General features: G+C 66.0%; 23 protein-coding genes and 1 pseudogene. 13 read left to right on the forward strand and 11 right to left on the reverse strand.

Features of this window, described 5'->3' with window-relative positions:
- Positions 1 to 19: 19 nt before the first annotated feature.
- Positions 20 to 1,333 carry an HlyD family secretion protein gene (locus I6F20_RS25475; protein ID WP_225128343.1) on the reverse strand — a complete coding sequence of 438 codons (1,314 nt, stop codon included), beginning with the start codon at positions 1,331 to 1,333 and terminating at the stop codon, positions 20 to 22.
- A gap of 191 nt (positions 1,334 to 1,524) precedes the next feature.
- Here I6F20_RS25475 and I6F20_RS25480 point away from each other — a divergent pair, with 191 nt between their 5' ends.
- Positions 1,525 to 2,160: a TetR/AcrR family transcriptional regulator gene (locus I6F20_RS25480; protein WP_225128345.1), complete on the forward strand. Its 636-nt coding sequence runs from the start codon at positions 1,525 to 1,527 to the stop codon at positions 2,158 to 2,160.
- A gap of 41 nt (positions 2,161 to 2,201) precedes the next feature.
- A complete protein-coding gene (locus tag I6F20_RS25485) occupies positions 2,202 to 2,543 on the forward strand; it encodes a DUF6665 family protein (RefSeq protein WP_225128347.1) in 342 nt (113 codons plus the stop codon).
- 18 nt (positions 2,544 to 2,561) lie between these two features.
- Here I6F20_RS25485 and I6F20_RS25490 read toward each other — a convergent pair whose 3' ends face one another.
- On the reverse strand, positions 2,562 to 3,143 hold the full coding sequence (locus tag I6F20_RS25490; protein ID WP_225128350.1) for a histidine phosphatase family protein: 582 nt from the start codon (positions 3,141 to 3,143) through the stop codon (positions 2,562 to 2,564).
- 100 nt (positions 3,144 to 3,243) lie between these two features.
- On the reverse strand, positions 3,244 to 4,461 hold the full coding sequence (locus tag I6F20_RS25495; protein ID WP_225128352.1) for an extensin family protein: 1,218 nt from the start codon (positions 4,459 to 4,461) through the stop codon (positions 3,244 to 3,246).
- Positions 4,462 to 4,556: 95 nt separating this feature from the next.
- Between I6F20_RS25495 and I6F20_RS25500 the strand changes: the two genes are divergently transcribed.
- The gene (locus I6F20_RS25500) at positions 4,557 to 4,736 is read left to right on the forward strand and encodes a hypothetical protein (protein WP_158284424.1); all 180 of its coding nucleotides are present in this window, start codon (positions 4,557 to 4,559) and stop codon (positions 4,734 to 4,736) included.
- A 198-nt stretch (positions 4,737 to 4,934) separates the two neighbouring features.
- On the opposite strand, the gene I6F20_RS25505 is transcribed toward I6F20_RS25500, so the two are convergent.
- Positions 4,935 to 5,834, reverse strand: a complete 900-nt coding sequence (locus tag I6F20_RS25505) for a DUF2147 domain-containing protein (RefSeq protein WP_225128354.1) — start codon at positions 5,832 to 5,834, stop codon at positions 4,935 to 4,937.
- A gap of 195 nt (positions 5,835 to 6,029) precedes the next feature.
- Here I6F20_RS25505 and I6F20_RS25510 point away from each other — a divergent pair, with 195 nt between their 5' ends.
- Positions 6,030 to 6,800, forward strand: coding sequence for a DUF2147 domain-containing protein (locus tag I6F20_RS25510; RefSeq protein ID WP_225128356.1), 771 nt, complete (start codon positions 6,030 to 6,032; stop codon positions 6,798 to 6,800).
- Positions 6,801 to 7,073: 273 nt separating this feature from the next.
- Positions 7,074 to 8,411 (forward strand): annotated as a pseudogene (locus I6F20_RS25515) (FecR family protein).
- A gap of 186 nt (positions 8,412 to 8,597) precedes the next feature.
- Here the strand turns inward: I6F20_RS25515 and I6F20_RS25520 are convergent.
- Both I6F20_RS25520 and asd read right to left on the reverse strand, forming a co-directional pair.
- Complete coding sequence (locus I6F20_RS25520) at positions 8,598 to 9,179, reverse strand: NUDIX hydrolase (protein WP_225128358.1); 582 nt, start codon at positions 9,177 to 9,179, stop codon at positions 8,598 to 8,600.
- A gap of 68 nt (positions 9,180 to 9,247) precedes the next feature.
- A complete protein-coding gene (asd, locus tag I6F20_RS25525; RefSeq protein ID WP_036003438.1) occupies positions 9,248 to 10,111 on the reverse strand; it encodes an archaetidylserine decarboxylase in 864 nt (287 codons plus the stop codon).
- Between the two features lie 35 nt (positions 10,112 to 10,146).
- Here asd and I6F20_RS25530 point away from each other — a divergent pair, with 35 nt between their 5' ends.
- The gene (locus tag I6F20_RS25530) at positions 10,147 to 11,811 is read left to right on the forward strand and encodes an aminotransferase class III-fold pyridoxal phosphate-dependent enzyme (RefSeq protein ID WP_225128360.1); all 1,665 of its coding nucleotides are present in this window, start codon (positions 10,147 to 10,149) and stop codon (positions 11,809 to 11,811) included.
- A gap of 306 nt (positions 11,812 to 12,117) precedes the next feature.
- Here I6F20_RS25530 and I6F20_RS25535 read toward each other — a convergent pair whose 3' ends face one another.
- From I6F20_RS25535 to I6F20_RS25545, 3 genes are all read right to left on the reverse strand, one after another.
- On the reverse strand, positions 12,118 to 12,777 hold the full coding sequence (locus tag I6F20_RS25535; RefSeq protein WP_025034507.1) for a membrane protein: 660 nt from the start codon (positions 12,775 to 12,777) through the stop codon (positions 12,118 to 12,120).
- 126 nt (positions 12,778 to 12,903) lie between these two features.
- Positions 12,904 to 13,593, reverse strand: a complete 690-nt coding sequence (locus I6F20_RS25540; RefSeq protein WP_036003432.1) for a class I SAM-dependent methyltransferase — start codon at positions 13,591 to 13,593, stop codon at positions 12,904 to 12,906.
- 33 nt (positions 13,594 to 13,626) lie between these two features.
- On the reverse strand, positions 13,627 to 14,679 hold the full coding sequence (locus tag I6F20_RS25545; protein ID WP_057026948.1) for a glycosyltransferase family 4 protein: 1,053 nt from the start codon (positions 14,677 to 14,679) through the stop codon (positions 13,627 to 13,629).
- 273 nt (positions 14,680 to 14,952) lie between these two features.
- On the opposite strand from I6F20_RS25545, the gene I6F20_RS25550 reads away from it, so the two are divergent.
- The gene (locus tag I6F20_RS25550) at positions 14,953 to 15,678 is read left to right on the forward strand and encodes a L,D-transpeptidase (RefSeq protein ID WP_225128362.1); all 726 of its coding nucleotides are present in this window, start codon (positions 14,953 to 14,955) and stop codon (positions 15,676 to 15,678) included.
- A 97-nt stretch (positions 15,679 to 15,775) separates the two neighbouring features.
- Entirely contained in the window at positions 15,776 to 16,207 is a 432-nt protein-coding gene (locus I6F20_RS25555; RefSeq protein WP_036003413.1) for a c-type cytochrome, read from the forward strand.
- A 39-nt stretch (positions 16,208 to 16,246) separates the two neighbouring features.
- On the opposite strand, the gene I6F20_RS25560 is transcribed toward I6F20_RS25555, so the two are convergent.
- Positions 16,247 to 16,525 carry a hypothetical protein gene (locus I6F20_RS25560; protein WP_109144694.1) on the reverse strand — a complete coding sequence of 93 codons (279 nt, stop codon included), beginning with the start codon at positions 16,523 to 16,525 and terminating at the stop codon, positions 16,247 to 16,249.
- Complete coding sequence (locus I6F20_RS25565; protein ID WP_225128364.1) at positions 16,522 to 17,316, reverse strand: DUF899 domain-containing protein; 795 nt, start codon at positions 17,314 to 17,316, stop codon at positions 16,522 to 16,524. Before I6F20_RS25565 ends, I6F20_RS25560 begins: the two co-directional genes overlap by 4 nt.
- A 90-nt stretch (positions 17,317 to 17,406) precedes the next feature.
- Between I6F20_RS25565 and I6F20_RS25570 the strand changes: the two genes are divergently transcribed.
- From I6F20_RS25570 to I6F20_RS25590, 5 genes are all read left to right on the forward strand, one after another.
- Entirely contained in the window at positions 17,407 to 18,627 is a 1,221-nt protein-coding gene (locus tag I6F20_RS25570) for a helix-turn-helix domain-containing protein (protein ID WP_225128366.1), read from the forward strand.
- Between the two features lie 29 nt (positions 18,628 to 18,656).
- Positions 18,657 to 19,295 carry a Vgb family protein gene (locus I6F20_RS25575; protein ID WP_057026952.1) on the forward strand — a complete coding sequence of 213 codons (639 nt, stop codon included), beginning with the start codon at positions 18,657 to 18,659 and terminating at the stop codon, positions 19,293 to 19,295.
- Positions 19,296 to 19,536: 241 nt separating this feature from the next.
- Complete coding sequence (locus I6F20_RS25580) at positions 19,537 to 21,105, forward strand: DUF4403 family protein (protein ID WP_225128367.1); 1,569 nt, start codon at positions 19,537 to 19,539, stop codon at positions 21,103 to 21,105.
- A 330-nt stretch (positions 21,106 to 21,435) separates the two neighbouring features.
- Positions 21,436 to 22,545, forward strand: a complete 1,110-nt coding sequence (locus I6F20_RS25585; RefSeq protein WP_225128368.1) for an ABC transporter ATP-binding protein — start codon at positions 21,436 to 21,438, stop codon at positions 22,543 to 22,545.
- A 65-nt stretch (positions 22,546 to 22,610) separates the two neighbouring features.
- Positions 22,611 to 23,660, forward strand: coding sequence for an ABC transporter substrate-binding protein (locus tag I6F20_RS25590; protein ID WP_225128369.1), 1,050 nt, complete (start codon positions 22,611 to 22,613; stop codon positions 23,658 to 23,660).
- The last annotated feature ends 179 nt before the right edge of the window (positions 23,661 to 23,839 follow it).

The following is a 23,839-nucleotide window of genomic DNA, read 5'->3' on the forward strand; positions in this document are numbered from 1 at the left end:
GCGGCTCATGTCATCGTCCCTACTGCGGATGAACCGCGGTGGGATGGTCGAGGTCGACCTCGCTGTCGGCGTCGGCAGCGCCCTTGTTGGTGTCGACGGTGGCGTAGACCGACATGCCGGCGCGGAGCAGGTTCTGCTTCGCCACCGATTTGGGCACGCGAATGCGGACCGGCACGCGCTGCACGATCTTGGTGAAATTGCCGGTGGCGTTGTCGGGCGGCAGCAGCGTGAACACCGAGCCGGCGCCCGCCGCGATGCTGTCGACCACGCCGGAGAACTTGCGCATGCCATAGGCATCGACCTTGATCGTCACCGGCTGTCCCGGGCGGATGCGCTTGAGCTGCGTCTCCTTGAAATTCGCATCGATATAGACCTCGTCCAGCGGCACGATGTTGCCGAGGCGCTGGCCGACCGCGACGAAGTCGCCGGTGTTGACCAGGCGGTTCGAGAACGTGCCGTTGACCGGTGCGCGCACCGCGGTGAAGCCGAGGTCGCGCTCGGCCTTGGCCAGCGTGGTCTTGAGCTCGGCGAGCTGCGCTTGCGCTTCGGCCTGCTGCGCCTTGGCGACGTCGACATTGCTGACGGCAACCTCAAAGGCGGCCTTTGCAGCCTTGACCGCGGCGGCGCCCTGGTCGCGTCCGGCTTCCGAGCTTTCGAAGGTGGCGCGCGAGGCAAAGCCCTTGCTGCTCAGCGCCTGCTGGCGCTCGTAATCGAGGTCGGCGCGCTTGAGGCCCGCTTCCGCGGAGACGAGCTGCGCCTTGGCCTGGGCGACCTGGCTGTCGAGTGCGGCGACCTGGCGGCCGATGCGATCGATGGTGGTCTGCTGGGTCGCGATCTTGGTCGCGGCGGCTTGGACCGCGATCCTGTAATCGCCGTCGTCGATGCGGAAGATGATGTCGCCGGCCTGGACGGGCGTGTTGTCGCCGGCGAGGATCGCGGAGATGTGGCCGGCAACGCGCGCGCCGAGCATGGTGTTGTTGGCGCGGACATAGGCATCGTCGGTCGAGATGTAGAAGCGGCCGACCAGCGTGTAATAGCCGGCATAGCCCGCAACGGCGAACGCGAGCGCGAGGCCGAGGCCGGTCAGGACGAATTTGCGCTTGCCGGATTTGGGCGCAGCGGCGGCGGGCGCTTCCGCCGCGGGTGCCGGCGGCTTGTCGGTCACCGGGTTCTCCGGCGCCTCGCGGGTCGGACGCTTCGTTTCCTCGGCGACATGAGGGCGCAACTGCTCGGCAGGGAGTGCGGATGCCTCGGAGCCAGCATCACCACCCGCCTGGTCCTCCACCGCTTCCTGGCGAAGGACGCGAGCCGTCTGGTCTCTCGATGCGGCCATCCAGGCCTCCCCAAAAACGCAACCGAGGGCGCCCGCTGCTGCGGGCGGTCTCCTCGCTGGATCTCAAATACCATTGACCGAACGGTTCGGTCAATATAGAGATCGTGTCCTGCAGACCTTACTGCCGCGAAGCCTTCGTTGGCGTTTCATGGCCCTGATCCGAACCAAAAAGCTTCCGAGACCCTAAACCAATGGTTGTAGCTGCCGGCGAACAATTGCACGTCGTCCCGGACGAGGACAATTCCAAGCGCCGCCAGATTCTGGACGGTGCCCGCAAGGTGTTCATGGATCTTGGCTTCGACGGCGCCAGCATGGGCGAGATCGCCCGCGCCGCGCAGGTCTCCAAGGGCACGCTCTACGTCTATTTCGCCGACAAATTCGCGCTGTTCGAAGCCATCGTCGAACAGGAGGCGCTCCAGCATGGCCAGGTCGTGTTCAGTTTCGATCCCGAGCGCGAGGCCGAGACCACGCTGAAGGAGTTCGGCCTCGCCTATCTTCACCTGGTCTGCCGCCCCGGTGGCGGATCGGCGATCCGCACCGTGATGGCGATCGCCGAGCGCATGCCGGATGTCGGCCGCCGTTACTATGCGCGCGTGCTGGACAAGAGCATCAACCGCCTCTCCGACTATCTCAAGGCCCGTGTCGCCTCGGGCGATCTCGCGATCGACGATTGCGATCTCGCCGCCTCGCAGTTCATGGAGCTCAGCAAGGCCTCGCTGTTCCTGCCCTTCGTGTTCCAGGCGGCGCCCGCGCCGTCGGAACAGCGCATGAGTGCGGTGGTCGAGAGCGCAACGCGGATGTTCCTGGCGGCGTATAAGGCGAAGTAGCCGCGCGTTGCGCCTGTGGGCCGGGCGGCTATATTGCGGCCATGTCTCGTGATCTTCGCCCGCCGCTCGACATCCTCCACTACGAGATCGTCCAGGAACAGGCTTCGGCGCTTGGACGGATGGGCCGCGCCCTCGAACAGAGCCTGTCGCGCTTGCGCGAGTTCGACGCCGCCCACGCAGCGACCGATGTGCCGGAAGCGATGCAACCGGCCAGGCGCAAGCTGGTGCTGGAAGCTGGCCAGGCGCTTTGGATGTTCGTGGTGCAACGCGAGGCGTCCGGCTTGCGCGACAGCCGCCACATCATGCGCACCTACAACGTCCCGGGTGAGGTGCAGCGCTGCATGGGATTGGCACCGGCGCCGCGGAAGCCGGCTGCGGGGTGAACTCCGGCTCGGCTGGGATCAAATTTCGATGTCTTCCATTGCGCGCCACCCGTGAAGGACGCGCCGCCCCTCCCGCGCGAACGCAAAGCAGTTGCCACCGCCGGCGGGCTGATCGTGGATGCGGGCGATGGGGTGGCCCGCAATGTGGCAAAACAGCAGCGTGCCGACTGCGCCGTGGCCGACGAACAGGACGTCGCCGGGACGATGTCGCGCCAGCACCGCCTCAGCCTCGCGCACGATCCGCGCCTGTGCATCCGCGGCACGCTCCCAGCCGCGCACGCTGAGATGAGGCGCGGCGAAGAACTGGTCGGCGACGGCTTCGAACTCGGCCGGCTTCAGGAAGCCGGTCGCCGAACGGTCGTTCTCGTGCATGGCCTCGCGGATCTCGATCATCAGTCCGAGACGAGCGGCAATGATCTCGGCGGTCTCGATCGCCTTCCGCTCGCCGCTGGCGACGATCTGCGTCGTGCTTGCAAGCCAGCCTGCATTCGCCAAGGCTTCGGTGCGCGCGCGACCGACCGGGCTCAGGCCCCATTGCGGCACCGGCACATCGGGATCGATTTGCACCTGCGGGTGGGTGAGATAGCGGACGATAGACATTGCCTTTGACGCGATCGTAGCCCGCATGGAGCGAAGCGGAATGCGGGGACAGTTTTTCCCGGATTGCGCTTCGCTCCATCCGGGCTACTGGCAAATCGGGCTATTCGTCGATGTACTCGTCGTCTTCCCGCTTGTGCATCGTGCTCTTGCGAGCACCGAGCGAACCGGTCACCGACGGCTCGCGCCCGCTCGCATAGGGTCTGCGCGATTGCGCGCGCGAGGCGACCTCTTCGCCCGACACCGCGGCCGGCTGGCAGATCAGGCGGCGGCTGGCGCGGCGCATCAGATCGACATGGATGTGATCGTAGTGAAAGACGTTGGAGCCCGGCGCCAGCACGGTCGTGAAGTGCGCGCAGGCCCCAGCCTGCACGTCGCGCAGGAAGCCCTGCTCTTCCGGCATGCCGCGCCAGCCGTCCTTGATGGTGATGCGGCGGCCGTCGGCGAGCACGAAGGCGGAAATGTCGAGGGCGTTGCCGAAGGCGTGCTCCGAAATATGGGCCCGCGAATTGCCGTTCATCCCGCGGCAGGAATAGGCGGAGATCTGCTTGATCTCGGCGACGCGCACGCCGAACCAGCGCATCGCCGACGGCTGCACGGTGTCGGCGAGCCAGCGGTCGAGCTCGGACACGATCGGACAGGCGAGCGTCGCGGTCGGCTTGATCGCGACGGGACCGACGCTCGTGACGGGATTACCCTGCGCTGGACCAAGACGCGGCAGCGGCTGCTGCGCCGGCGCCTGCGAGTAAGGCGCCGGACGAGCCGGATAGCTCGGTGTGTTCATGTAGCGCGCCGCCCCCGCGGCATCGGTGCCCTCCGGCGGCAGATCGATCTCGTCCTCCTGCGCGGCCACGCCGGGTGCGTTGAGCGACATCGGCCCGGACGACGTGCCGTAGCCGGCGGGCTGGCGCACCGCGCTCTCGGGATAGTTCGAGCGCTGCGGATAGGACGATGCCGGATAGGACGATGTTGGATAGCCTTGGCTCTGCGGATAATTCGACTGCGGCTGCACCGGCCAACGCGGCTGGTTGCCGATGCTGCCGGGCGGACGCAGCGCCTCGTCGGCAAAGCCATAGGTGCCGGAGGCTTCGCCGATGGCGGCGACCTTGAGCGGAAACTCGGCGCCGCAGCTGCCAGGCCCGGAGATCGGGTCGATGCGGACGATGTCCGCACTTTCCTTGACTGCGCCCGATTTCAGGCATGCGGCTTCTGCCTCGGCCCGCCAGGGTTCGCGTTCGGCCTGGAAGAAGCCGCGACCGCAACCCGCTAGCGAAACAAGGACGATGGAGCCGACGAGATACAAACGAACTCCGCGCGTCATGCACGCACGTTCGATGAATTTACTTAAAGACTCTTCAACGTGTTGATTTCAGTGTTCTTTAACCATACCGGGCGCGGCGGCACCGGTTGCTGCCGATGACGAGCGACAGCGAGCCTGACTTTTTCGAAAAGAGACTTTCTGTTAACCATAAGGGCTGCGCGCCAAGCAGCGCGCACCGAGGGAGCGACCTCATGACGTTCGCCGGCAGATTGAGCGTGATCACCGCCTACCTCGCCATGGCCTTCGTCGGCGCCATCGTGCTCGGGATGATTTAGACTCAAAGCACACAGTGACTCTCTTCCCTTCTCCCCTTGTGGGAGAAGGTGGCGCGCGAAAGCGCGACGGATGAGGGGTTCTATCCTCGCGGCACAGTGCTTGTGGAGACAACCCCTCACCCAAGTGAATTCGTGTCGACCAGCGGAGCTGCCCTCTCCCACAAGGGGCGAGGGCACAACAATGCGCATCGCCACGAGCTACGACCGCGCGCTCCATTGAGGTGACGTCGTGATCAGCTCCTCCCGTGGCGCATCGACCCGCGTCCAGTCGTTGCCGGAGCACCAGAAGCGGCCGAGCGCGCAGGCTTCGACGTGCAGCTTGCCGGAGCTCTTCAGCGTCATCGTGGCGTAGTAGGTGTTGCCGCTGGAGCGGCTGTAGATGCTGCCGGTCCAGACATTGTGCTTCTTCGGCTTCATGTTGACGAGCACGCTCTCGCCGCGGCTCGACGCTTCACTGAGCGCGTAACCGCACAACGCAGCTCCACAGCGCTCGATGCGGACCGTGCCCTTGGCGCCGGCGCTCTCCCATTCGCCGAGCAGCGCGTGGCCCGGGTCAGTGCTGATCTGCGCCACCGCTGCGGTCTGATTGATCTCGGTGCTCGGAACGATGACCGGCGGCTCGATGCGCGGCGGTTCGAGCGCGGCGGTCTTCGGCTGATCGGTGCGCTCCAGATCAACCCGCGGCGGACCGGGCCTCAACGTCTCCAGTCTCGAAATCTCCAAGCTTGGCGCCGGCGGCGGTGCAACGGGCTGCGACGTCGCCGCGGCAAGCACGGGAGGCGCCGGTGCCGGCACCACCACAGCCGCTTGGGGCGGCTTGACCGCTGCCGTCGGACAAGCCGGCTGCGGCGCCTGGACCATCAGCGTGGGCGCCGGCTGCGCGGCTCGTGCCATGCCGACATCGTCCGTCGACCTGAGGCTGCGCCTGGAAGCCACCGTGATACAGGACGCAGATCGGCAATTGCGCGGCGCCTCGACATGGAACCGGTTGCCGCCGATCGAGAACGTGTAGGCGCCGGCCTGCGCCGTCGGCGCGATCGCCAGCAACGCGATCGATGTGGCAAGACAGGTGGCAAGCCAGGTTGCAAGCCGCTGCATCTGCGTTTCCCTCGGTGTCGCGACGACGTTACGCAGCGCAGGCGAGGCTGAATGTGCGCTGCATCACCCAGGCGTTGTTCGCTCGTTGTGACGCCCATCACAGAACGCCCGACCGCCGCGGCTTAGGGTCGAACCACGCTTCATTCACCAGCGACACCAGTCCATATCGGGACCGCGCTATTTTCGGAGGTTGTCATGAACAAGCTCTCCATCGCCGCCACCGCCCTCTTCCTGGCTTCGACCGCCGCCGCGCATGCCGGCAATTCGATCTCGTTCCAGATCGAGGGCCAGCACATCCGCATCGAGACGCCGCGCAACTGCGCTTCGCTCAATTGCGTGACCATCGTCGCGCCGGGCCTGTCGGACAAGCCGATCAAGCTGAACAACATCAACCTCAAGGGTCTTGGCGGCTCCAAGGACGATGACGACGACACCACGCCGGCTCCGGCGCCCACGACGGCGCAACCCACGCCGGCTCCCGTGCAGCAGCAGCCCGTGCCGCAAGCGACTGCGCCGGCAGCGCCAGCCGCGCCCGCTGCCCCAGCCGCGACCGCTGCCGCCGCTCCTTCTGTCGGCTTCGACAGCTCGCAGCCTGCTCCTGTTGCTGCGCCTGCCCCTGTTGCCGCTCCCGTCGCCGCGGCTCCCGCGCCGGCTCCGGTGGCTGCCGCGCCCGTGGCCGCAGCGAACTCGCCGATCGGCATCTGGGCGACCGAAGAGAACAAGGGCAATGTCCGCGTCGAGCAGTGTGGCGCCAATCTCTGCGGCTATGCCGAGAAGACCAATGAGCGCATCCTGATCAACATGAAGCCCGAAGGATCGAAGTGGAGCGGCCGCATTCGCGATCCCAACTCCGGCCGCAACTACGACTCCACGATCTCGATGAAAGGTCCGAATACGATGCGCGTGCAAGGCTGCGCCTTCGGCGGCATGTTCTGCGGCGGCCAGACCTGGAAGCGCGTGAGCTGACCCGCGGAGCGCATCGCGAAAAGTAGACAACTCTTCGTCATGCCCGGGCTTGTCCCGGGCATCCACGTTCTTCGTACCGCAATCAAGACGTGGATGGCCGTGCCTTCGCCGCGCCGTAGCGGCTTCGTCCGTGCAGGCGGGACAAGCCCGGCCATGACGGAAGGATAGCTAGCCCCTGCCCCGACGACAGACGTTCATCCACCATTCAGCCACACCCCGTTGAAATCGCCCGATCTCGCCTCACGCTCTCACCGGGAGTCCTTCGTGACATCAATGCTGGCTTGGCGCCGCCTCGTATTCGCGCTCGCCCTGCTGGCCTTGCCGCTGGCAGGCGCTGGTGTAGCGTGCGCATCCGAGACGATCGAGTTCGCACAGGCGCAACCGCAAGCCCAGCCAACGCCCGCGCCTTCGCCGACGCCGACGGCGACGCCGGCACCGTCTGCAGACGCACAGCCCCCCGCCGTCGAGCCGATCGGCAACGTCGCGACCGTGACGGGGATCGCGACCGTGATCCGCGACAAGAATTCCTATCCGCTGCGCGTGCGCGACGATATCTATCTCAACGACATCGTGCAGACCTCGTCGAACTCCGCGCTCGGGCATCACCTTCAACGACGCCACCACGTTCAACCTCTCGGCCAGCGCGAAGATCACCATCGACAATTACGTCTATGACGACGGCGGCAAGCAGAATTCGGCGATCTTCGACGTCGGCAAGGGCACGGTTGCCTTCGTGGCGGCCGCGGTGGCGAAGACGGGCGACATGAAGATCACGACGCCGACGGCAACGCTCGGCATCCGCGGCACCACCGGGGTCGTCGACGTGCCCGAAGGGGCGGCGGCGAACCGGGCGCGAACGTCAACATCAAGCTCTATCCCGACGCCGACGGCCGGGTCGGCCACATCGATGTCGAGGAACGCGCGAGCGGCGCGCGGCTCGGCGCGCTGACGCAAGCCGCGAGCGGCTTTGCGATCCGAGCGGGCGCAGCCACGGCCGGCGGCATGCGCTTTGCTGCCGTGCCGATCATAATTCCCGCGCCGCAGATCGCGCGCGACCGCGGCTTCGTCGGCCAGGTGCATCTGGCGCAGACCGCGGGCCGGCAGATCGTCATCGAGCAGCGCGACTTCCGTCGCGCCAATCCGGCTGCGCTCAGCCGCATTCCGCGGCCGGCACAACCGCCGCAGCAGCAACAATTGCGGCCGACGACAACCCCAGGCCGGCAGCCGCAACGACCGAACGTCCAGCCGCGACAGGACAATCGTCCGGGTCAGCAGCAGCCGGGCACGCCGAGCCGGCAGGGACTACAGCAAGGCATGCAGCCGCAGCCCGGCCAGCCGCAAGGTGCCGGCCGTCCACGCGTACCGCAGACCCTGCCGCAGCGTGATGGACAGATTCAGCCCGGAGGAATCGTGCCGCCGCAACCGGGCGGGACACAGCAAGCAGATCCGCAGCAGCCATTGCCGCGCACAGGATTGCAACCGGGCCAGCCTCCGGCTCAACAACCAGGTATGCAGCGCCCCGGCGGCTTCCAGCCACGCCTCCCCGCCGCGCAACGTCCCGCAGCGCCGCACAGACCCGCGCCCGCTCCGAAGGAGAAGGAGCGGCGGTAGTCTTCCTTCTCCCCTTGTGGGAGAAGGTGGCGCGAAGCGCCGGATGAGGGGTTCTATCCACTCGCCGGACCCGCTCGTGAGGATAGAGACCCCTCACCCGTCTCGCCGCTATTGCGGCGAGCCACCCTCTCCCACAAGGGGAGAGGGTGCACCTTCAATGCCGCACTGAAATTGCGCGTAAATAACTCACGCCTCGCCGCGCAGCCAGGCCTTCACCTTCCGCAACAGGCCGTGCCGCAATTCATCGACGGAAGCTGCTTCCGCAGGTGTCAGCGTCTGCAAAGATGCATGGATGTCGTCTTTCGCCAACGGCGACACCGGCTCGGAAACCTGCTCCGGGGCGAACAGAGGCGCCAGCCCTGCCGCCGCGAGCGCGATCGGTCCGATCTGAGTCAGGAAGACGCGTTCGTATTCGCGCGACAGACGGGCGATCGCGTCGTCCAGCGTCAGCCAGTCGACCGCCTTGATGTCGTTCATCAGCTTGCGGACCGGCCCGCCGTCGGCCTCCATCCGCCAGTAATGCACGACCTTGGAGCGCCCGCCGGACTGATAGACCAGCGTGCCCAGAAATTCGTGCACGGCCACGTCGTGGCCGGTCTCCTCCAACACCTCGCGGTGCGCGGCTTCCCTCGGCGTCTCGCCGTCGTCGAGCTTGCCCTTGGGCAGGACCCATTCGTTGCGCTTGCGCTGGCGCACGACTGCAACCAGCGGCACCGGCGCGCGCCGCAACACAATACCACCCGCCGCCATGACCGGCGCCCGCGCCATCGTCACATCCGTATCGATCGAATCGTCCCCGCCCGACGATATAGGCGGCGGGGGCGGCGGATTGAAGGCTACTTTCTCCTGAGCAGCGCTTGACCGGCGCGAATGCGCGTGCCCTCGGCAATGCCGTCGCAGAACGAGAAATCGCCGGGCGCGAGGATGATGATGGTCGAGCCGTGCTCGAACCAGCCGAGCTCCTCGCCTTTGCTCACGTTGACGTCGCAGGGAAAATTGACCGGGCCGCGCGTCTGCGCGTTCAGCACCATGTCGAGGAAGTGCAGGCGGATGCTCGCGACCAGAATCGCCGCCACCGGCACCAGCGTCACGGCTTCGCCGGTCGACAAATGCGTGCGGATCACCGCGCGCTCGTTCTTGCAGAACAGACGCTCGACGCGCTTGAGCGCGATCGGGTTGACGTTCCAGACGTCACCGTGGATCAGCGTGACCCGCTCGATGTGCGCGTCATAAGGCGCATGGAAGCGGTGATACATGCTCGACGTCAGCCGCAGCGTAACGAAAGAGCCGTTGCGGTGCTGCTCGACCAGCGCGGAATCGCCGACGAGATCGAGCAGCGAATAGGGCGCGCCCTTGACCTGGAACAGCTCGGTGTCCGCGATTTTCCCGTGAGCGCCGACGATGCCGTCCGAGGGGCTCGCCACCACTGCAGGATCAGGATCGAACGGCCGCAGGCCCGGCTTCAGCTCCCGGGTGAAGCAGTCGTGCAGACTGCTGAACTGCGTCTTGCGCGCCTCCGACAGATCGAGGTCGGAGAACAGCTTCCACAGCGCGATCGAGAAGTCCCGCACCAGGGGATTCTCGATCTTGGAGAACCAGCCCATGAAGCGGGTCAGGGCCGCGCGCGGGATGCGGTTGGTCAACAGGAAGTTGAGGTCTTCCTGCTGGGTGAAAGAGGCGATGAGGGCTTTGACTGTCATGAATCTGTCAGCTCGCAGGTTTAGCGCTTGTTGTCATGGAAACGACACTCCCGATTCTCTCGATGTCCGTGGCCGCCGCAGCGTCCGCTGCCGCCGTCCTCCCGAAGATCAAGGCGCGGGTCGAACTCTCCCGCGCCAAGCACCGCTCGCTGGCCGGGCACTCGAAGATGTCGCGCCGGGTGGCGCGGCTGCTGCCGTTCTACGAGTTCGAGGGTGATCAATACTTCGCCTGCGACGGCGCGCCGGCGAACATCGCAGCGCAACGCAAGGACGCCTTTTTCCGTCTCGCCAGGCTTTACGCCGAGCGCTACCCCCGGGGTCGCGCGATGACGAAGGAAGCGGCGGAGACGATCTCCGACCTGAACTTCACCGAAAGCTACCGCGTGCCGTTCCAGTTCTCGCGTCTCGTCCGCGAGCATCTGGGCACGTCGACCTTCATGGAATCCTCGCGCGGCGTCACCGTCACCGACGTCGACGGCAACACCGCTTACGACCTCACGGGCTCCTACGGCGTCAACATCTTCGGCAACGACTTCTACAAGGAGTGCATCGAGGGCGCCGAGAAGCGCGCGCATGCGCTGGGCCCCGTGCTCGGCCCCTACCATCCCGTCATCCTCGAGAATGTGCAGCGGCTCTGCCAAATCTCCGGCCTCGACGAGGTCTCGTTCCACATGTCCGGCACCGAGGCCGTGATGCAGGCGGTGCGGCTGGCGCGCTACCACACCAAGCGCACGCATCTGGTTCGTTTCGCCGGCGCCTATCACGGCTGGTGGGGCGACGTGCAGCCGGGCGTCGGCAATCCCATTCCTGCGCACGAGACCTATACCCTCGCCGAGATGTCGGAGAAGACGCTGCATGTCCTGCGCACGCGCAAGGACATCGCCTGCGTGCTGGTCAACCCGCTGCAGGGGCTGCATCCTAACGCCAACGCGCCCGGGGATTCCTCGCTCGTCGATTCCTCGCGCGAAGGCCATTTCGATCGCGCGGCCTACACCGAATGGCTGAAGAAGCTGCGCGAAGTTTGCAGCGAACGCGGCATCGTCCTGATCTTCGACGAGGTGTTCGTCGGCTTCCGCCTCGCCGCCGGCGGCGCCCAGGAGTATTTCGGCGTGCGCGCCGACATGGTGACCTACGGCAAGAGCCTCGCCGGCGGCCTGCCGGTCGGCGTGGTCTGCGGCAAGCGCGAATTGATGCGGCGCTTCCGCGACGACCGCCCCGCCGACATCTGCTTCGCCCGCGGCACCTTCAACTCGCACCCCTACGTCATGACGGCGATGGACGAGTTCTTGAGCCGCCTCGCCAGCCCGAACTTCCGCGCCGTTTATGATGGGCTGGAGGAGACCTGGAACGGGCGCGTGAAGAAGCTCAACCAGATGATGCAGGATGCCGACCTGCCGGTGCGCTTCGCCAACTTCTCCTCGATCTGGACGGTGAAATACACCACGCCGTCCCGCTACAATTGGATGCTGCAATATTACCTGCGCGCCGAAGGCCTGGCGTTGAGCTGGGTCGGCACCGGACGGCTGATCTTCAGCCTCAACTACACCGACGCCGACTTCACCGAAGTCGCCGACCGCTTCGTCCGCGCCGCGCAGAAGATGAAGGCCGACGGCTTCTGGTGGCACGATGGCGTGCTCACCAACAAGCAGATCAAGCGCCAGATCCTGAAAGAGATGCTGGCCAAGCGCTTCGGGCGCTGAGGCTTTCTGACACTTGGCCCCGATCACCGCTCGCCCTTCTCCCTCGCCCCGCTTGCGGGGAGAGGGTCGGGGTGAGGGGGACTCTCCGCGCGTGCGGTGAGCATTGACGCACGACCATCTGGCAGCATCCCCGCGGAGAGTCCCCCTCACCCGAATTTGCGCTCCGCGCAAATTCGACCTCTCCCCGCACGCGGGGAGAGGTGAAGGAAGCACCGCGTTCGCAGTCCCGAACACGTGGATGCCCGGCACAAGGCCGGGCATGACGTAGCCATCAGACATCGGAGCGTGTCGCGTGCGCCGCGCGCTTCAAGCGTGCTGCTCTTCGAGCACGGGCTCGTCGATGAAGCCCAGCGTGTGCTCGGGATTGAGGTGCAGGCCGGGATCCATCAGCTCGCCGCGCATCAGGGCGAGCGGAGCACCGCGATAGAGCATCAAATCGTGGAACGGATCGGTCAGGATCTTGGTCATCCAGACGAGGCCGGTCTCGACGTCGCGGATGAAGAACAGGTGCACGGTGCGGAACAACAGGCCGCCGCCGCCGACCACGAGCCAGATCTTCGCCACCTGCCGCATGAAGTCGGTCGCGCTCTGCCAGGGCGTGAAGATGCCGAACAGGGTGGGATCGACGACCAGTACCAGCGGCGACAGCGCCCAGATCGCCATCAGCACCACCTTGCGCTGCAGATTGTAGCCGACCTTGATCTCTTCCTTGTACTCGTGCGTCGCCTGATTGATGTGGTCGTAGGTGTGCGGCTCGAAGAAGAAATGGCCGGCCTGGCGCGAGGTCATCGACACCAGCCAGCCGACCAGCGCGGAGACGACGGGATCGATGAACAGCCAGACATAGGCGAAGAGGAAGCTCAGCGCGCTGACGAAGTGCAGGCTCTGATTGATGCGGCTGTGGTGATAGTAGCGATGGTCGTCCCAGCGCTGGATCCGCAGCTGCTCGAGATAGTTCTTGATCATGCTCATCCCCAAAATGCTTTCGGGTTCAGGATTTACAGAGATTCGATGTAGGCCGTGTGACATCATCATTTTGTCATGTGACGATGTGCAGCGGCGCGATGACGCACGCGACGCGTGAGCTTCAGATCAAGCCGCCTTGGCGACGTCGACCTTGCGGAAGCGCACCAGCGAGAAGTGTCCCAGCGGCGGAATCAAGCGGCGCTCGGCAAGCTCGATGCCGTGCGCGCCGGCGAGCCATTTGGCGTAGCGCGACCAGGCGAACTCGGCGGTGCGGAAGCCGAGCGGACGCACCACCGGCTGCAGCTTCTGCTCGATGAAGCGGCGCATGCCGGTGTCGGCGCTGACGCGGGTGAGGATGATCAATTCGCCGCCCGGACGCAGCACGCGGGCGAATTCGTCGAGCGCCTTCTCCGGGTTCGGCACGGCGGTGACGACGTATTGCGCCATCACGACGTCGAAGGAATTATCGGGGAATTCGAGCTTCTCGGCGTCCATCACCGCGAGGCCCTCGACGTTCTTCAGCTTCTGCTCCGTCACGCGGCGGCGCGCCTTGTCCAGCATCGCTTCCGAAATGTCGGTGCCGAAGATGCGCAGGTTCGGCGCGTAGAGCGGCAGCGAGATGCCGGTGCCGACGCCGACCTCGAGCACGCGGCCGCCGATCTTGTTGGTGGCCGCGATCGCCGCCTGCCGGCCCTTGGCGAACACGCCGCCGAACACGAGATCGTAGACCGGCGCCCAGCGGTCATAGGCCTGCTCGACCGTGCCGCGCGTGAGGTCGAGCTGCTGGGTGCCGTCAAGGTTCATGATCTTAGCCATCGATGAGGTTCTCGCTGTGGTTCGAATAAACGGTCAGCCGCGCACCGGCCGCCGCGCCATGCGAGGCGAGGCGCGCAAGGAGCGGCTGGGCTGCAGTGAGGTGAGGTTGCCGACGAACTGGCGCGCGCTGTTCTCCCAGGAGCGCTCCAGCGCGAAGTTGCGGCAGGTCTCGCGTGACATCGTGAGCGCGCGCAGGCAGGCGGTGCGCAGATCGTGGTCGATCGCGCCGATCGGGTGATCGGCAATGACGTCCTTCGGGCCCGTGACCGGAAACGCCGCAACCGGCGTGCCGCAGGCGAGCGCCTCGAGCTGCACCACGCCGAAGGTGTCGGTCAGGCTCGGAAACACGAATACGTCGGCCGCGGCGAGATGCGCGGTGAGATCCGCCCCCTTCTTCTCGCCGAGGAAGACTGCGTCCGGATATTTCTTCTCCAGCGCCGCCTTCTGCGGGCCGTCGCCGACCACGACCTTGGTGCCGGGCAGGTCAAGCGAGAGGAACGCTTCGAGATTCTTCTCCACCGCCACGCGCCCCATCGTCATGAAGATCGGCCGCGGCAGGTCGAGCTGTGCCGGAGCGTCGGGATGAAACAGCCCGGTGTCGACGCCGCGCGTCCAGAAGCCGAGCCGCTTGAAGCCGCGCTCCGACAGCTCCTGCCGCAGCGAGGGCGTCGCCACCATGGTCATGGCGGCGGCATCGTGGAAGTGGCGCAGCACCGCATAGCCGACGCCCGCCGGGATGCCGGTCCGCACCGAGACGTATTCCGGAAAGCGCGTCGTGTAGGAGGTGGTGAAGGCGAGCCGGTTGCGGCGGCAATAGGCGCGCGCCGCCCAGCCGATCGGGCCCTCGGTCGCGATATGCAGCGCCTCCGGCGCGGCCTTCTCGATCCGCCGCGCGATCTCCTTCGCCGAAGGCAGCGCAAAGCGCAGGCCCGGATAGGTCGGCAGCGGCCAGGACGGAAAGCCGTCGGGGGTGAGGAAGTCGATCTCGACGTCGAGGGTCTTGGCCGCATTCGCCAGGGAGGTCAGGGTGCGGACCACACCGTTGACCTGGGGATGCCAGGCGTCCGTCGCGATTAATACCCGCATGGGAAAATCCCGAGAGTTTGATGATTCTCAGGCATCGACCATCAACGAAGGATATTTCAGGCGTGTGACGTCACAGAAGTGTCGGCGCGCTGTTTTGTTCGTTAACGAGCCGGCGGGGCCACGAAACTGTCATGAAACAATTCTTGCCGCCGTGAAACCGTTTTCGGTTTTCCGCGCAAATGTCCCGAAACGTTTTGCCGTTAGGAATTCAGGCAACGGAGCACCGCAACGGTGCCGCGGTGAGCAAAACACCGAGCAAACAGGGGCGATCACATGTTCAATCTGGACACGTTCAAGACGTTTTCGCGCGCCGTTGCACTCAGTGCCGTCGCGGTCTCCGCAATCGCGTTCGCTGGCGCAGCCAAGGCCGCGCCGGTGCAGATCTTCCCGTTCTTCCAGCCGCTGCCGCCGATGACCGCGCCGCAGCCGCTGCAGCCGTATCAGCCGTCGTATCAGCCCTATCAGGCGCCGACCTACCAGACCGAGCCCGAGGATCAGGAGGCGGTCGAGCTGCCGGCCCGCTTCCGCCGCCAGACCGTCTCTTACGCGACGCGCGAAGCGCCGGGCACGATCATCATCGATACGCCCAACACCTATCTCTATTACGTGCTCGGCAATGGCCAGGCATTGCGCTACGGCATCGGCGTCGGGCGCGACGGCTTCACCTGGTCCGGAATCCAGTCGGTGAGCCGCAAGGCCGAGTGGCCGGCCTGGACTCCGCCGCCGGAGATGATCGCCCGCCAGCCCTATCTGCCGCGCCACATGGCCGGCGGCCCCGGCAATCCGCTTGGCGCGCGCGCCATGTATCTCGGCGGCACCATCTACCGTATCCACGGCACCAACGCCCCCGAAACGATCGGCAAGCGCGTGTCCTCCGGCTGCATCCGCATGACCAACGAGGACGTCACCGACCTCTATTCCCGCGTCAACGTCGGCACCAAGGTGATCGTGCTGCCGATGACCGAGCGCCGCGCAGACCTCGGCGCCGCGAGCCGCTGAAGCGACAGGACAACGTAACGCGAACGGCCCCGGAACCCACCGGGGCCGTTTTCGTTTGCCCTGACATCCCGTTGCGCCTGTTGCGGCGCAATCCCCGATGGAGGCGCAAATGCGACCACGAAGGCAACCCTCGCCAAGCCCATGGCTGCACGCCCTCGCCGGCGCCGGAGCACTGACGCTGCTCGTGTCCGCGCCCGCCTCGCTCGCGCAGCAACCCGCGCCTGACGACGCCGGCAAGCAGGCTTTCAACAATTCCTGCCGCACCTGCCATTCCATGAAGGAAGGCGACAATCGCCTCGGTCCCAATCTCAACAAGATCGTCGGACGCAAGGCCGGCTCGCTGCCGGACTACAATTACTCCTCGTCCATGAAAGAAGCCGGCTTCGCCTGGGACCAGGACAAGCTCACCCGCTTCATGGTCAAGCCGGACGAGGTCGTGTCCGGCCACAAGATGCAGCCCTATGGCGGCATCTCGAAGGACGAAGCGGGTAAGGTGGTTGCGTATCTGCAAGCGGCGGGTGGGCAATAGATCGCAACGCGCTCTTTCCGCTGTGCGATTGCGGTGCGCTTACCGGCTGACTGCGCCCCGCCACTCCGCTATCAGCCTCAGCCACGCCGCGGCGTGGAACGCGCTCATCAAGAGATACATCGGCACCATCCCGCCGAGCAGAGAGCCCTGCCCGGCGCCGCACAGCATCTCCGCGGGCCCACCCCCGGGCAAAGCCGTCAGTACGGCCATGATGGCGAAGGTCGGCGTGGCCGCCAGCCCCAGCCATCTGGCGAGGTGGCGCGCGGCCGCGACGCCGTCGGGACTGGCGCTGGGGACCGCGCTGACCGGACCGGTCATTTCCGCTCTCCCGCGGCCTCCTCGCGGAAGGCTTTCTCGCCGGCGTCCGAGATCTCCACCCATCGCTTGTCGGGCGCGGCGCCTTCGGTGTAGCTGTCGTGCCAATTCCACCATTTGTAGGTCGGGGTCTGCGGATAGCCCTTCGGCGAGTCCTCCCACACCTCCTGGCGGCCGAGCGGGGTGATGTCGAGATAGTTCCAGGTCCCACCCATCTGCTCGTCGCCGCGGCTCTTGACGAAATAGGTGCGGAAGATGCGTGTCCCGTCTCGGTAGAACACATTCGTCCCGTGCCATTCGTCGACGCCGAAATCGGCATCGAAGCTGTCGGTGATGGTGACCCAGGGCATGATCCAGCCCATCCGCTGCTTCAGCCTGACGATGTCGGCTTGCGGCGCGCGCGAGGCGAACACCAGCGTGGTGTCGCGGGCATTCAAGTGCGAGACATGGGCGACCTGGTCGGCCACCATGGAGCAGCCGCGGCAGGCGTGATCGGGCCAGCCGAACACACCGGGCTCGAAGAAGGCGCGATAGACGATCAGTTGCCGCCGGCCCTGGAACAGGTCGTGCAGACTGAGCTTGCCGCCGGGCCCCTCGAACGCATAGGTTTTGTCGACCGCCATCCACGGCATGCGGCGCCGCTCGGCCGCCAGGGCGTCGCGGGCACGGGTATGCGCCTTCTCCTTCACGAGCAGCTGCAGACGGGCCGCCTCCCAGTCCTGCGGCGACACCACCGGTGGGGTCTGCATGGCGGTGTGTCCGTTGGTTCCTGCCTTTTCTGCTGATGTCATCATGACTCTCCAAAGCTTTTGCTCGACGTCCTGCCAACGACTTCTGGCACCAAGCGGTTGCGCGGTGGGAGTAACAAGTGTGGCGGGATTGACATGGAATCGCTGATCACTGCCGCTGCGCGCGCCTTAGAGGCCGGTGATCCGCTCGGCGCCCTGAACCGCGTCGCGCTGCGCAACGATGCGCCGTCGCTGGCGCTGCGCGGCATCGCGATGGCGCAGCTCGGAGATCTCGCCAAGGCCAAGTCGCTGCTGCGCACCGCCGCGCGTGCCTTCGGTCCGCGCGAGGCGGTGGCACGCGCAAGATGCCTGGTGGCCGAAGCCGAGATCGCGCTGGTCTCACGCGATCTGAACTGGCCGGTGAAGACGCTCGCCGCGGCACGCGCGACGCTCGAACAGCACGGCGATCTCGTCAATGCCGCCCATGCGGGCCATGTCGAGGCGCGCCGCCTGCTTCTGGTCGGTCGCCTCGACGAGGCCGAGCGCACGCTCGCCGAAGTCCGTCCCGCGATGCTCCCGCCCGCATCGCAGGTCGTCCGCGAGCTCGTGCTCGCCGGCATCGCCATCAGGCGGCTCAGAACGAACGACGCGCGCACGGCGCTCGGCCGCGCGGCTCACGCGGCGCGCCTTGCAGACATTCCGGCGCTCGTGGCCGAGGTCGACAGCGCGAGCCTGATCCTCGACACGCCGGCAGCGCGCCTGATCGCCCGCGGCAGCGAACATCCGCTCTTGCTGGGAGAGGTCGAACGTCTGGCGACCTCGACGGCGCTGGTCGTGGATACCTTTCATCACGTCGTGCGCAGGCAAGGCGCCGCGGTCTCGCTCGGAACGCGTCCCGTGCTGTTCGCGCTCGCGCGTCTCCTGGCCCAGGCATGGCCTGCGGATGTCTCGCGCGAGACGCTGATATCCGGCGCCTTTCAAGCCAGGCACGCCGACGAATCGCACCGCGCGCGCCTGCGCGTCGAGATCGGACGGCTCCGCAGCAAGCTCGCGCCGCTGGCCGATATCAGCGCGACGAAGCAGGGCTTCGTGCTGGCGCCGCGGAAGACGCGCGACGTCCTCGTGCTGGCGCGGCCCGTTGAGGAGAAGCACGCCGCCGTCCTCGCCTTTCTTACCGACGGCGAGCCATGGTCGAGCTCGGCGCTCGCGCTTGCGCTTCGCATCAGTCCGCGCACCGTGCAGCGCGCGCTCGAGGACCTGGCGCGGTCGGGCAAGGTGCAGTCGTTCGGACACGGACGGGCGCGCCGCTGGATGACGCCGCCCGTTCCGGGTTTCCCGACAGGCTTGTTACTCCCCACGCCGCTCCTGAAGACGTAGGATGGGCGCAAGCATGAGGGATCGAGCACATGAAACGTTCAGCCGCCGAGATCGTCACGGAGTATGGACCCTTTCCAGGCGTCGAGGCCGTGCATGGCGTCACCTATGACGGCACGCGCGTCTGGTTCGCTTCCGGCGACAAGTTGAACGCGCTCGATCCGGCCGACGGCAGGATCGCGCGCTCCATCGACGTCGCCGCGCATGCGGGAACGGCGTTCGACGGACGGCACCTGTTCCAGATCGCCGAGGACCGCATCCAGAAGATCGATGCGGCCTCGGGCAAGGTGCTCGGCACCATTCCGGCGCCCGGCGGCGGCGGCGATTCCGGCCTTGCCTGGGCCGAGGGTTCGCTCTGGGTCGGACAATATCGCGAGCGCAAGATCCATCAGATCGATCCCGAAACGGGCAAGATCCTCCGCACCATCGAGAGCAAGCGCTTCGTGACCGGGGTGACCTGGGTGGACGGCGAGCTCTGGCACGGCACCTGGGAGAACGAACAGAGCGATTTGCGTCGGATCGATCCGGAAACGGGACAAGTGATCGAGCAGATCGACATGCCCGCCGGCACGATCGTGTCGGGCCTGGAATCGGACGGCGGTGACCGTTTCTTCTGCGGCGGTGGCAATCGCGGCAAGGTGAGAGCGGTCCGGCGCCCGCGGCAAAGCTAGAGCACGATCCGGAAAAGTGCGAAGCGGTTTTCCGAAAAGATCATGCGCAAACAACAACCTAAAGCGCGATGACGATTCATCCTAATCGCATCGCGCGTTAGTCCTTGCGCTTGGCGTGACGGCACGCCGACGGCGCGTTCACAATCCGTAACCTGTTCGCCCCAATTCCACCCAACGGGTGCGCTCTAGCGCCCTCCTCGCCCGCCCTGTAGAATCCCCGTCGGGGCGACTTGGGGGATTGATGCGTCTGACGTGGAATCTGAAGACTATCCTGATCGGTGTCGCGGTGCTCGCGGCGTCGTTCTTCATCAGCCTGAAGGCGATGGACTGGCTGGCGCCGCGCGCGACGAATTCGGCGCCGCCGGTCGCACAGCTGCCGCCGCTGCCGCCGGCCTCGAAGAGCTCCATCGTGATCGCGCCGGTCGCCATCGCGCTGTCGGCGATCCGCGAGCAGGCCGAGAGGGCCGCGCCGCGCAATTTCGCCGGCAAGGCCGACAACCCGATCTCGCAGATCCTGGAGAATGCCGATATCGGCTGGTCCGCCGCCCGGGGCCCGATGGCGGCAGCCGGCGACAAGGACGTGCTGACGATCTCGACCCCGCTCACCGGCAAGCTCAACGTGACCGGCTCTCTGTCGTCGAAGGCCACAGGCGCGCTTGGCGATGCGCTTGGCAGCGTGCTCGGCGGCGACGCCGCGAAGCGGATCGGCGCGGTCAACATCAAGAACCTGAACGCGAGCGCGGAGATCAAGGGCAACGTCGTCGTCACCTCGCGCCCGAAGCTCGCCGCCGCCTGGTATCTGGAGCCCAATCTCGGCGCCCAGGTCAATCTCGGTGACACCAACCTCAACGTCGCCGGCGCCAAGGTCAACGTGCCCGCGCAGGTCAAGCCGCTGATCGACAAGACCGTCGGCGAGCAGGTCAACGCCGTCTCCGAGCGCATCCGCAACGATCCCAGCCTGCGCGAGAATGCCAAGGCGCAATGGATCAAGGCCTGCCGCTCGATCCCGCTGCAAGGATCCAGCGCCTCGGCGGCGCTGCCGCCGCTCTGGCTCGAGATGAAGCCGGTGCGCGCGATCGCGGCGCAGCCGCGCGTCGATGCGCAGGCCGTGACCTTATTGCTCGGCCTCGAAGCCGAGACACGCGTGACCTCGACGCCGACCAAGCCGGACTGTCCGTTCCCCGACAAGATCTCGATCGTGCCGCCGACCGGCACCGGCGTGAACATCGGGGTGCCGATCGACGTGCCCTTCACCGAGATCAACAAGCTGATCGCAGCGCAGATGGTCGGCCGCACCTATCCGGAGGACGGCTCCGGCCCGGTCGACGTCACCGTCAAGAGCGCCAACGTCATCCCGTCGGGTGACCAGCTGCTGATCTCGCTTCTGGTGCGCGCCAAGGAGAAGAAGAGCTGGTTCGGCCTCGGCGCCGAGGCGAATGTGCACATCTGGGGCCGGCCGGTGCTCGACCAGGCGCAACAGACGCTGCGGCTCACCGACATCCAGCTCGCGGTGGAATCCGAGGCCGCGTTCGGCCTGTTGGGCGCCGCTGCACGCGCAGTCGTCCCGCAGATGCAGCAGGCGCTGCTGCAGAGGGCAACGCTCGATCTGAAGCCGATCGCCGCCAACGCGCGCGAGAAGATCGCGGCCGCAATCGCCGACTACCAGAAGAGCGAGGACGGCCTCAAGGTCGAGGCCAGGATCGAGAGCCTCACTCTCGCCGACATCGCCTTCGATTCCAAGACCCTGCGCGTGGTCGCCGAAGCCGGCGGCTCGCTGAACGTATTCGTGACGAAGCTGTCGGGGATGTAGCGCGTCCCTGCGCATCGCAGGGCCGTCGCATGTGAGAGCTCTTCCCTGCGGCCATCCTTCGAGACGCCCGCTTGGGCGGGCTCCTCAGGATGAGGGCGGAGTGCGCGGCAGCTGTTGCAACGAGCACGGACGCCGATGAGCCTCATCCTGAGGAGGCGCGCAAGCGCCGTCTCGAAGGACGAGGCGTGCGTGCAGGCGCCGCCACCCGTCAGAGGCGGTTGTCCCGCCACTCGCCGGACCCGCACAATTCCTCGTCGCTTGCGCCGCTGGCATTCTCGCTGCAGGATGCTAATCTCGCACGCGCATTGTAGGGGACAACGCGAGGACAACATGGAAGCCGGCATGGTCACGCCTGCGCCGGCGCTGGTGCGTTTTTCCGGCATTCAAAAGACCTATGATGGCGAGCATCTCGTGGTGAAGAACCTCGACCTCGACATCAGGAAGGGCGAATTCATCACCCTGCTCGGCCCGTCGGGATCGGGCAAGACGACCACGCTGATGATGCTGGCCGGCTTCGAGGTACCGACCCATGGCGAGATCTACCTCAGCGAGCGGCCGATCAAGAACGTGCCGCCGCACAGGCGCGACATCGGCATGGTGTTCCAGAACTACGCGTTGTTTCCGCACCTGACGATCGCGGAAAACATCGCCTTCCCGCTATCGGTTCGCAAGTCGAGCAAGGCGGAAACGCAAGAGCGCGTCAGCGCAGCGCTGCGCATGATCAAGATGGAAACTTTGGCGCACCGGCGGCCCGGGCAATTGTCCGGCGGTCAGCAGCAGCGGGTGGCGCTGGCCCGCGCGCTGGTGTTCAATCCGCAGCTCGTGCTGATGGACGAGCCCCTGGGCGCGCTGGACAAGCGGCTGCGGGAGCAGATGCAGCTGGAGATCAAGCAGCTGCACGAGACGATGGGCATCACGGTCGTCTATGTCACCCACGACCAGAGCGAAGCGCTCACGATGTCGGACCGCATCGCCGTATTCAACGACGGCATCGTGCAGCAGATCGACCGCCCCGACGCGCTGTATGAGCATCCCGTGAACAGCTTCGTCGCCCATTTCATCGGCGAGAACAATGTGCTCGCCGGCACCGTGGAAACCGTCGAAAGGGATTATTGCCGCGTGGCGCTGGCCGGTGGCGGCACAGTCGCCGCACGGGCGGTCAACGTGTCAGGCGCGGGCGCATCGACCTCTCTGTCGGTGCGGCCGGAGCGTGTCGCAATAATTCCCAATGGCAATTCCAGTGAGGGACCGAACCGGCTGCCGGCAAAAGTGCAGAACACCATCTATCTCGGCGACCACGCGCTGGCCGTGCTGGATGTGGCCGGCAACGCCGAGTTCATGGTCAAGCTTCAGCCGGGAGCGCATCACGGCCTAAGACCTGGCGAAAGCGTGTTCATCACCTTCCGCCCGGAAGACTGCCTCGCCCTCGATCCCGTCTGATCTGCCGGCGACGAAACTGAAACAATCAATGTCAACGCAACTCACATGAAGAAGGAACGAAGACCATGCTGAAGCGCAAGATTGCTCTGGGTTTCGCCGCGGCATTGGGCGCCGGTGTCGCGCTGACCAATGTCGCAGAAGCGCGTGACCTCACTGTCGTCTCGTGGGGCGGCGCGTATCAGGAGGCCCAGAAGAAGGTCTATTTCGAGCCGTTCAAGAAAGCATCCGGCATCGCGATGAACGACGAATCCTGGGACGGCGGCGTCGGCGTGCTGCGCGCCAAGGTGCAGGGAGGCGCCGCCACCTGGGACGTCGTCCAGGTCGAGAGCGATGAGCTCGCGGTCGGCTGCGAGGAAGGCCTGTTCGAGAAACTGGACTATTCCAAGATCGGCGGCGAGGCCGCCTACATCCCGCCGTCGGTCAATCCTTGCGGGGTCGGCGCCATCCTCTACGATTTCGTCCTCGGCTACGACAAGGACAAGCTGAAGGAGGCCCCGAAAGGCTGGGCCGACTTCTTCGACACCAAGAAGATTCCGGGCAAGCGCGCGCTGCGCCAGGGCCCGAAGACCACGCTGGAGATCGCCCTCATGGCCGACGGCGTCGCACCGAAGGACGTCTACAAGGTGCTGGCGACCGACGAAGGCATCGAGCGCGCCTTCAAGAAGCTCGACACCATCAAGGGCGACCTCGTCTGGTGGAAGGCCGGCGCGCAGCCGCCGCAATTGCTCGCCTCCGGCGAGGTGGCGATGACCTCGGTCTACAATGGCCGCATCGACACCGCGAACAAGAACGAGAAGAAGAACTTCGGCATGGTGTGGGGCGGCGCGCTCTTCACCCTCGACAGCTGGGTCATCCTGAAGGGGAGCCCGAACAAGGATGCGGCCTACAAGTTCCTGGACTTCGTCGGAAAGGCGGAGAACCAGTCCAAGCTGTCGGAGAACATTGCCTATGGCACTTCGAACAAGGATGCCGCCGGCCGGCTCGCGCCCGCCGTCCTGAAGGACCTGCCGACGGCGCCTGACAACATCAAGAACGCGGTCGAGATCAACGTGGCTTTCTGGCTCGAGAACATCGACCGCCTGACCGAGCGCTTCAACAAATGGGCCGCGAAATAGCGGGAGCAGCTAGACGTGCGCGCGGACAACTCGCCCGTGGCGCATCCTTCGAGACGCCCGCCTACGGCGGGCCCTCAGGATGAGGTCTGAGTCTGTGGCAGCGACGTTACTGGCACCAATGTCAATGAGCCTCATCCTGAGGAGACCGCGAAGCGGTCGCCTCGAAGGACGAGGCGCTT

The sequence above is a fragment of the Bradyrhizobium sp. IC3123 genome (assembly GCF_020193625.1).
GTDB classification, from domain to species: domain Bacteria; phylum Pseudomonadota; class Alphaproteobacteria; order Rhizobiales; family Xanthobacteraceae; genus Bradyrhizobium; species Bradyrhizobium yuanmingense.

Excerpts from the sequence above, each read along its gene's own strand:
- I6F20_RS25475 (WP_225128343.1), bottom strand. The coding sequence starts at position 1,333 with ATGGCCGCATCGAGAGACCAGACGGCTCGCGTCCTTCGCCAGGAAGCG.
- I6F20_RS25480 (WP_225128345.1), top strand. The coding sequence starts at position 1,525 with ATGGTTGTAGCTGCCGGCGAACAATTGCACGTCGTCCCGGACGAGGAC.
- I6F20_RS25485 (WP_225128347.1), top strand. The coding sequence starts at position 2,202 with ATGTCTCGTGATCTTCGCCCGCCGCTCGACATCCTCCACTACGAGATC.
- I6F20_RS25490 (WP_225128350.1), bottom strand. The coding sequence starts at position 3,143 with ATGTCTATCGTCCGCTATCTCACCCACCCGCAGGTGCAAATCGATCCC.
- I6F20_RS25495 (WP_225128352.1), bottom strand. The coding sequence starts at position 4,461 with ATGACGCGCGGAGTTCGTTTGTATCTCGTCGGCTCCATCGTCCTTGTT.
- I6F20_RS25500 (WP_158284424.1), top strand. The coding sequence starts at position 4,557 with ATGACGAGCGACAGCGAGCCTGACTTTTTCGAAAAGAGACTTTCTGTT.
- I6F20_RS25505 (WP_225128354.1), bottom strand. The coding sequence starts at position 5,834 with ATGCAGCGGCTTGCAACCTGGCTTGCCACCTGTCTTGCCACATCGATC.
- I6F20_RS25510 (WP_225128356.1), top strand. The coding sequence starts at position 6,030 with ATGAACAAGCTCTCCATCGCCGCCACCGCCCTCTTCCTGGCTTCGACC.
- I6F20_RS25520 (WP_225128358.1), bottom strand. The coding sequence starts at position 9,179 with ATGGCGCGGGCGCCGGTCATGGCGGCGGGTGGTATTGTGTTGCGGCGC.
- asd (WP_036003438.1), bottom strand. The coding sequence starts at position 10,111 with ATGACAGTCAAAGCCCTCATCGCCTCTTTCACCCAGCAGGAAGACCTC.
- I6F20_RS25530 (WP_225128360.1), top strand. The coding sequence starts at position 10,147 with ATGGAAACGACACTCCCGATTCTCTCGATGTCCGTGGCCGCCGCAGCG.
- I6F20_RS25535 (WP_025034507.1), bottom strand. The coding sequence starts at position 12,777 with ATGATCAAGAACTATCTCGAGCAGCTGCGGATCCAGCGCTGGGACGAC.
- I6F20_RS25540 (WP_036003432.1), bottom strand. The coding sequence starts at position 13,593 with ATGGCTAAGATCATGAACCTTGACGGCACCCAGCAGCTCGACCTCACG.
- I6F20_RS25545 (WP_057026948.1), bottom strand. The coding sequence starts at position 14,679 with ATGCGGGTATTAATCGCGACGGACGCCTGGCATCCCCAGGTCAACGGT.
- I6F20_RS25550 (WP_225128362.1), top strand. The coding sequence starts at position 14,953 with ATGTTCAATCTGGACACGTTCAAGACGTTTTCGCGCGCCGTTGCACTC.
- I6F20_RS25555 (WP_036003413.1), top strand. The coding sequence starts at position 15,776 with ATGGAGGCGCAAATGCGACCACGAAGGCAACCCTCGCCAAGCCCATGG.
- I6F20_RS25560 (WP_109144694.1), bottom strand. The coding sequence starts at position 16,525 with ATGACCGGTCCGGTCAGCGCGGTCCCCAGCGCCAGTCCCGACGGCGTC.
- I6F20_RS25565 (WP_225128364.1), bottom strand. The coding sequence starts at position 17,316 with ATGATGACATCAGCAGAAAAGGCAGGAACCAACGGACACACCGCCATG.
- I6F20_RS25570 (WP_225128366.1), top strand. The coding sequence starts at position 17,407 with ATGGAATCGCTGATCACTGCCGCTGCGCGCGCCTTAGAGGCCGGTGAT.
- I6F20_RS25575 (WP_057026952.1), top strand. The coding sequence starts at position 18,657 with ATGAAACGTTCAGCCGCCGAGATCGTCACGGAGTATGGACCCTTTCCA.
- I6F20_RS25580 (WP_225128367.1), top strand. The coding sequence starts at position 19,537 with ATGCGTCTGACGTGGAATCTGAAGACTATCCTGATCGGTGTCGCGGTG.
- I6F20_RS25585 (WP_225128368.1), top strand. The coding sequence starts at position 21,436 with ATGGAAGCCGGCATGGTCACGCCTGCGCCGGCGCTGGTGCGTTTTTCC.
- I6F20_RS25590 (WP_225128369.1), top strand. The coding sequence starts at position 22,611 with ATGCTGAAGCGCAAGATTGCTCTGGGTTTCGCCGCGGCATTGGGCGCC.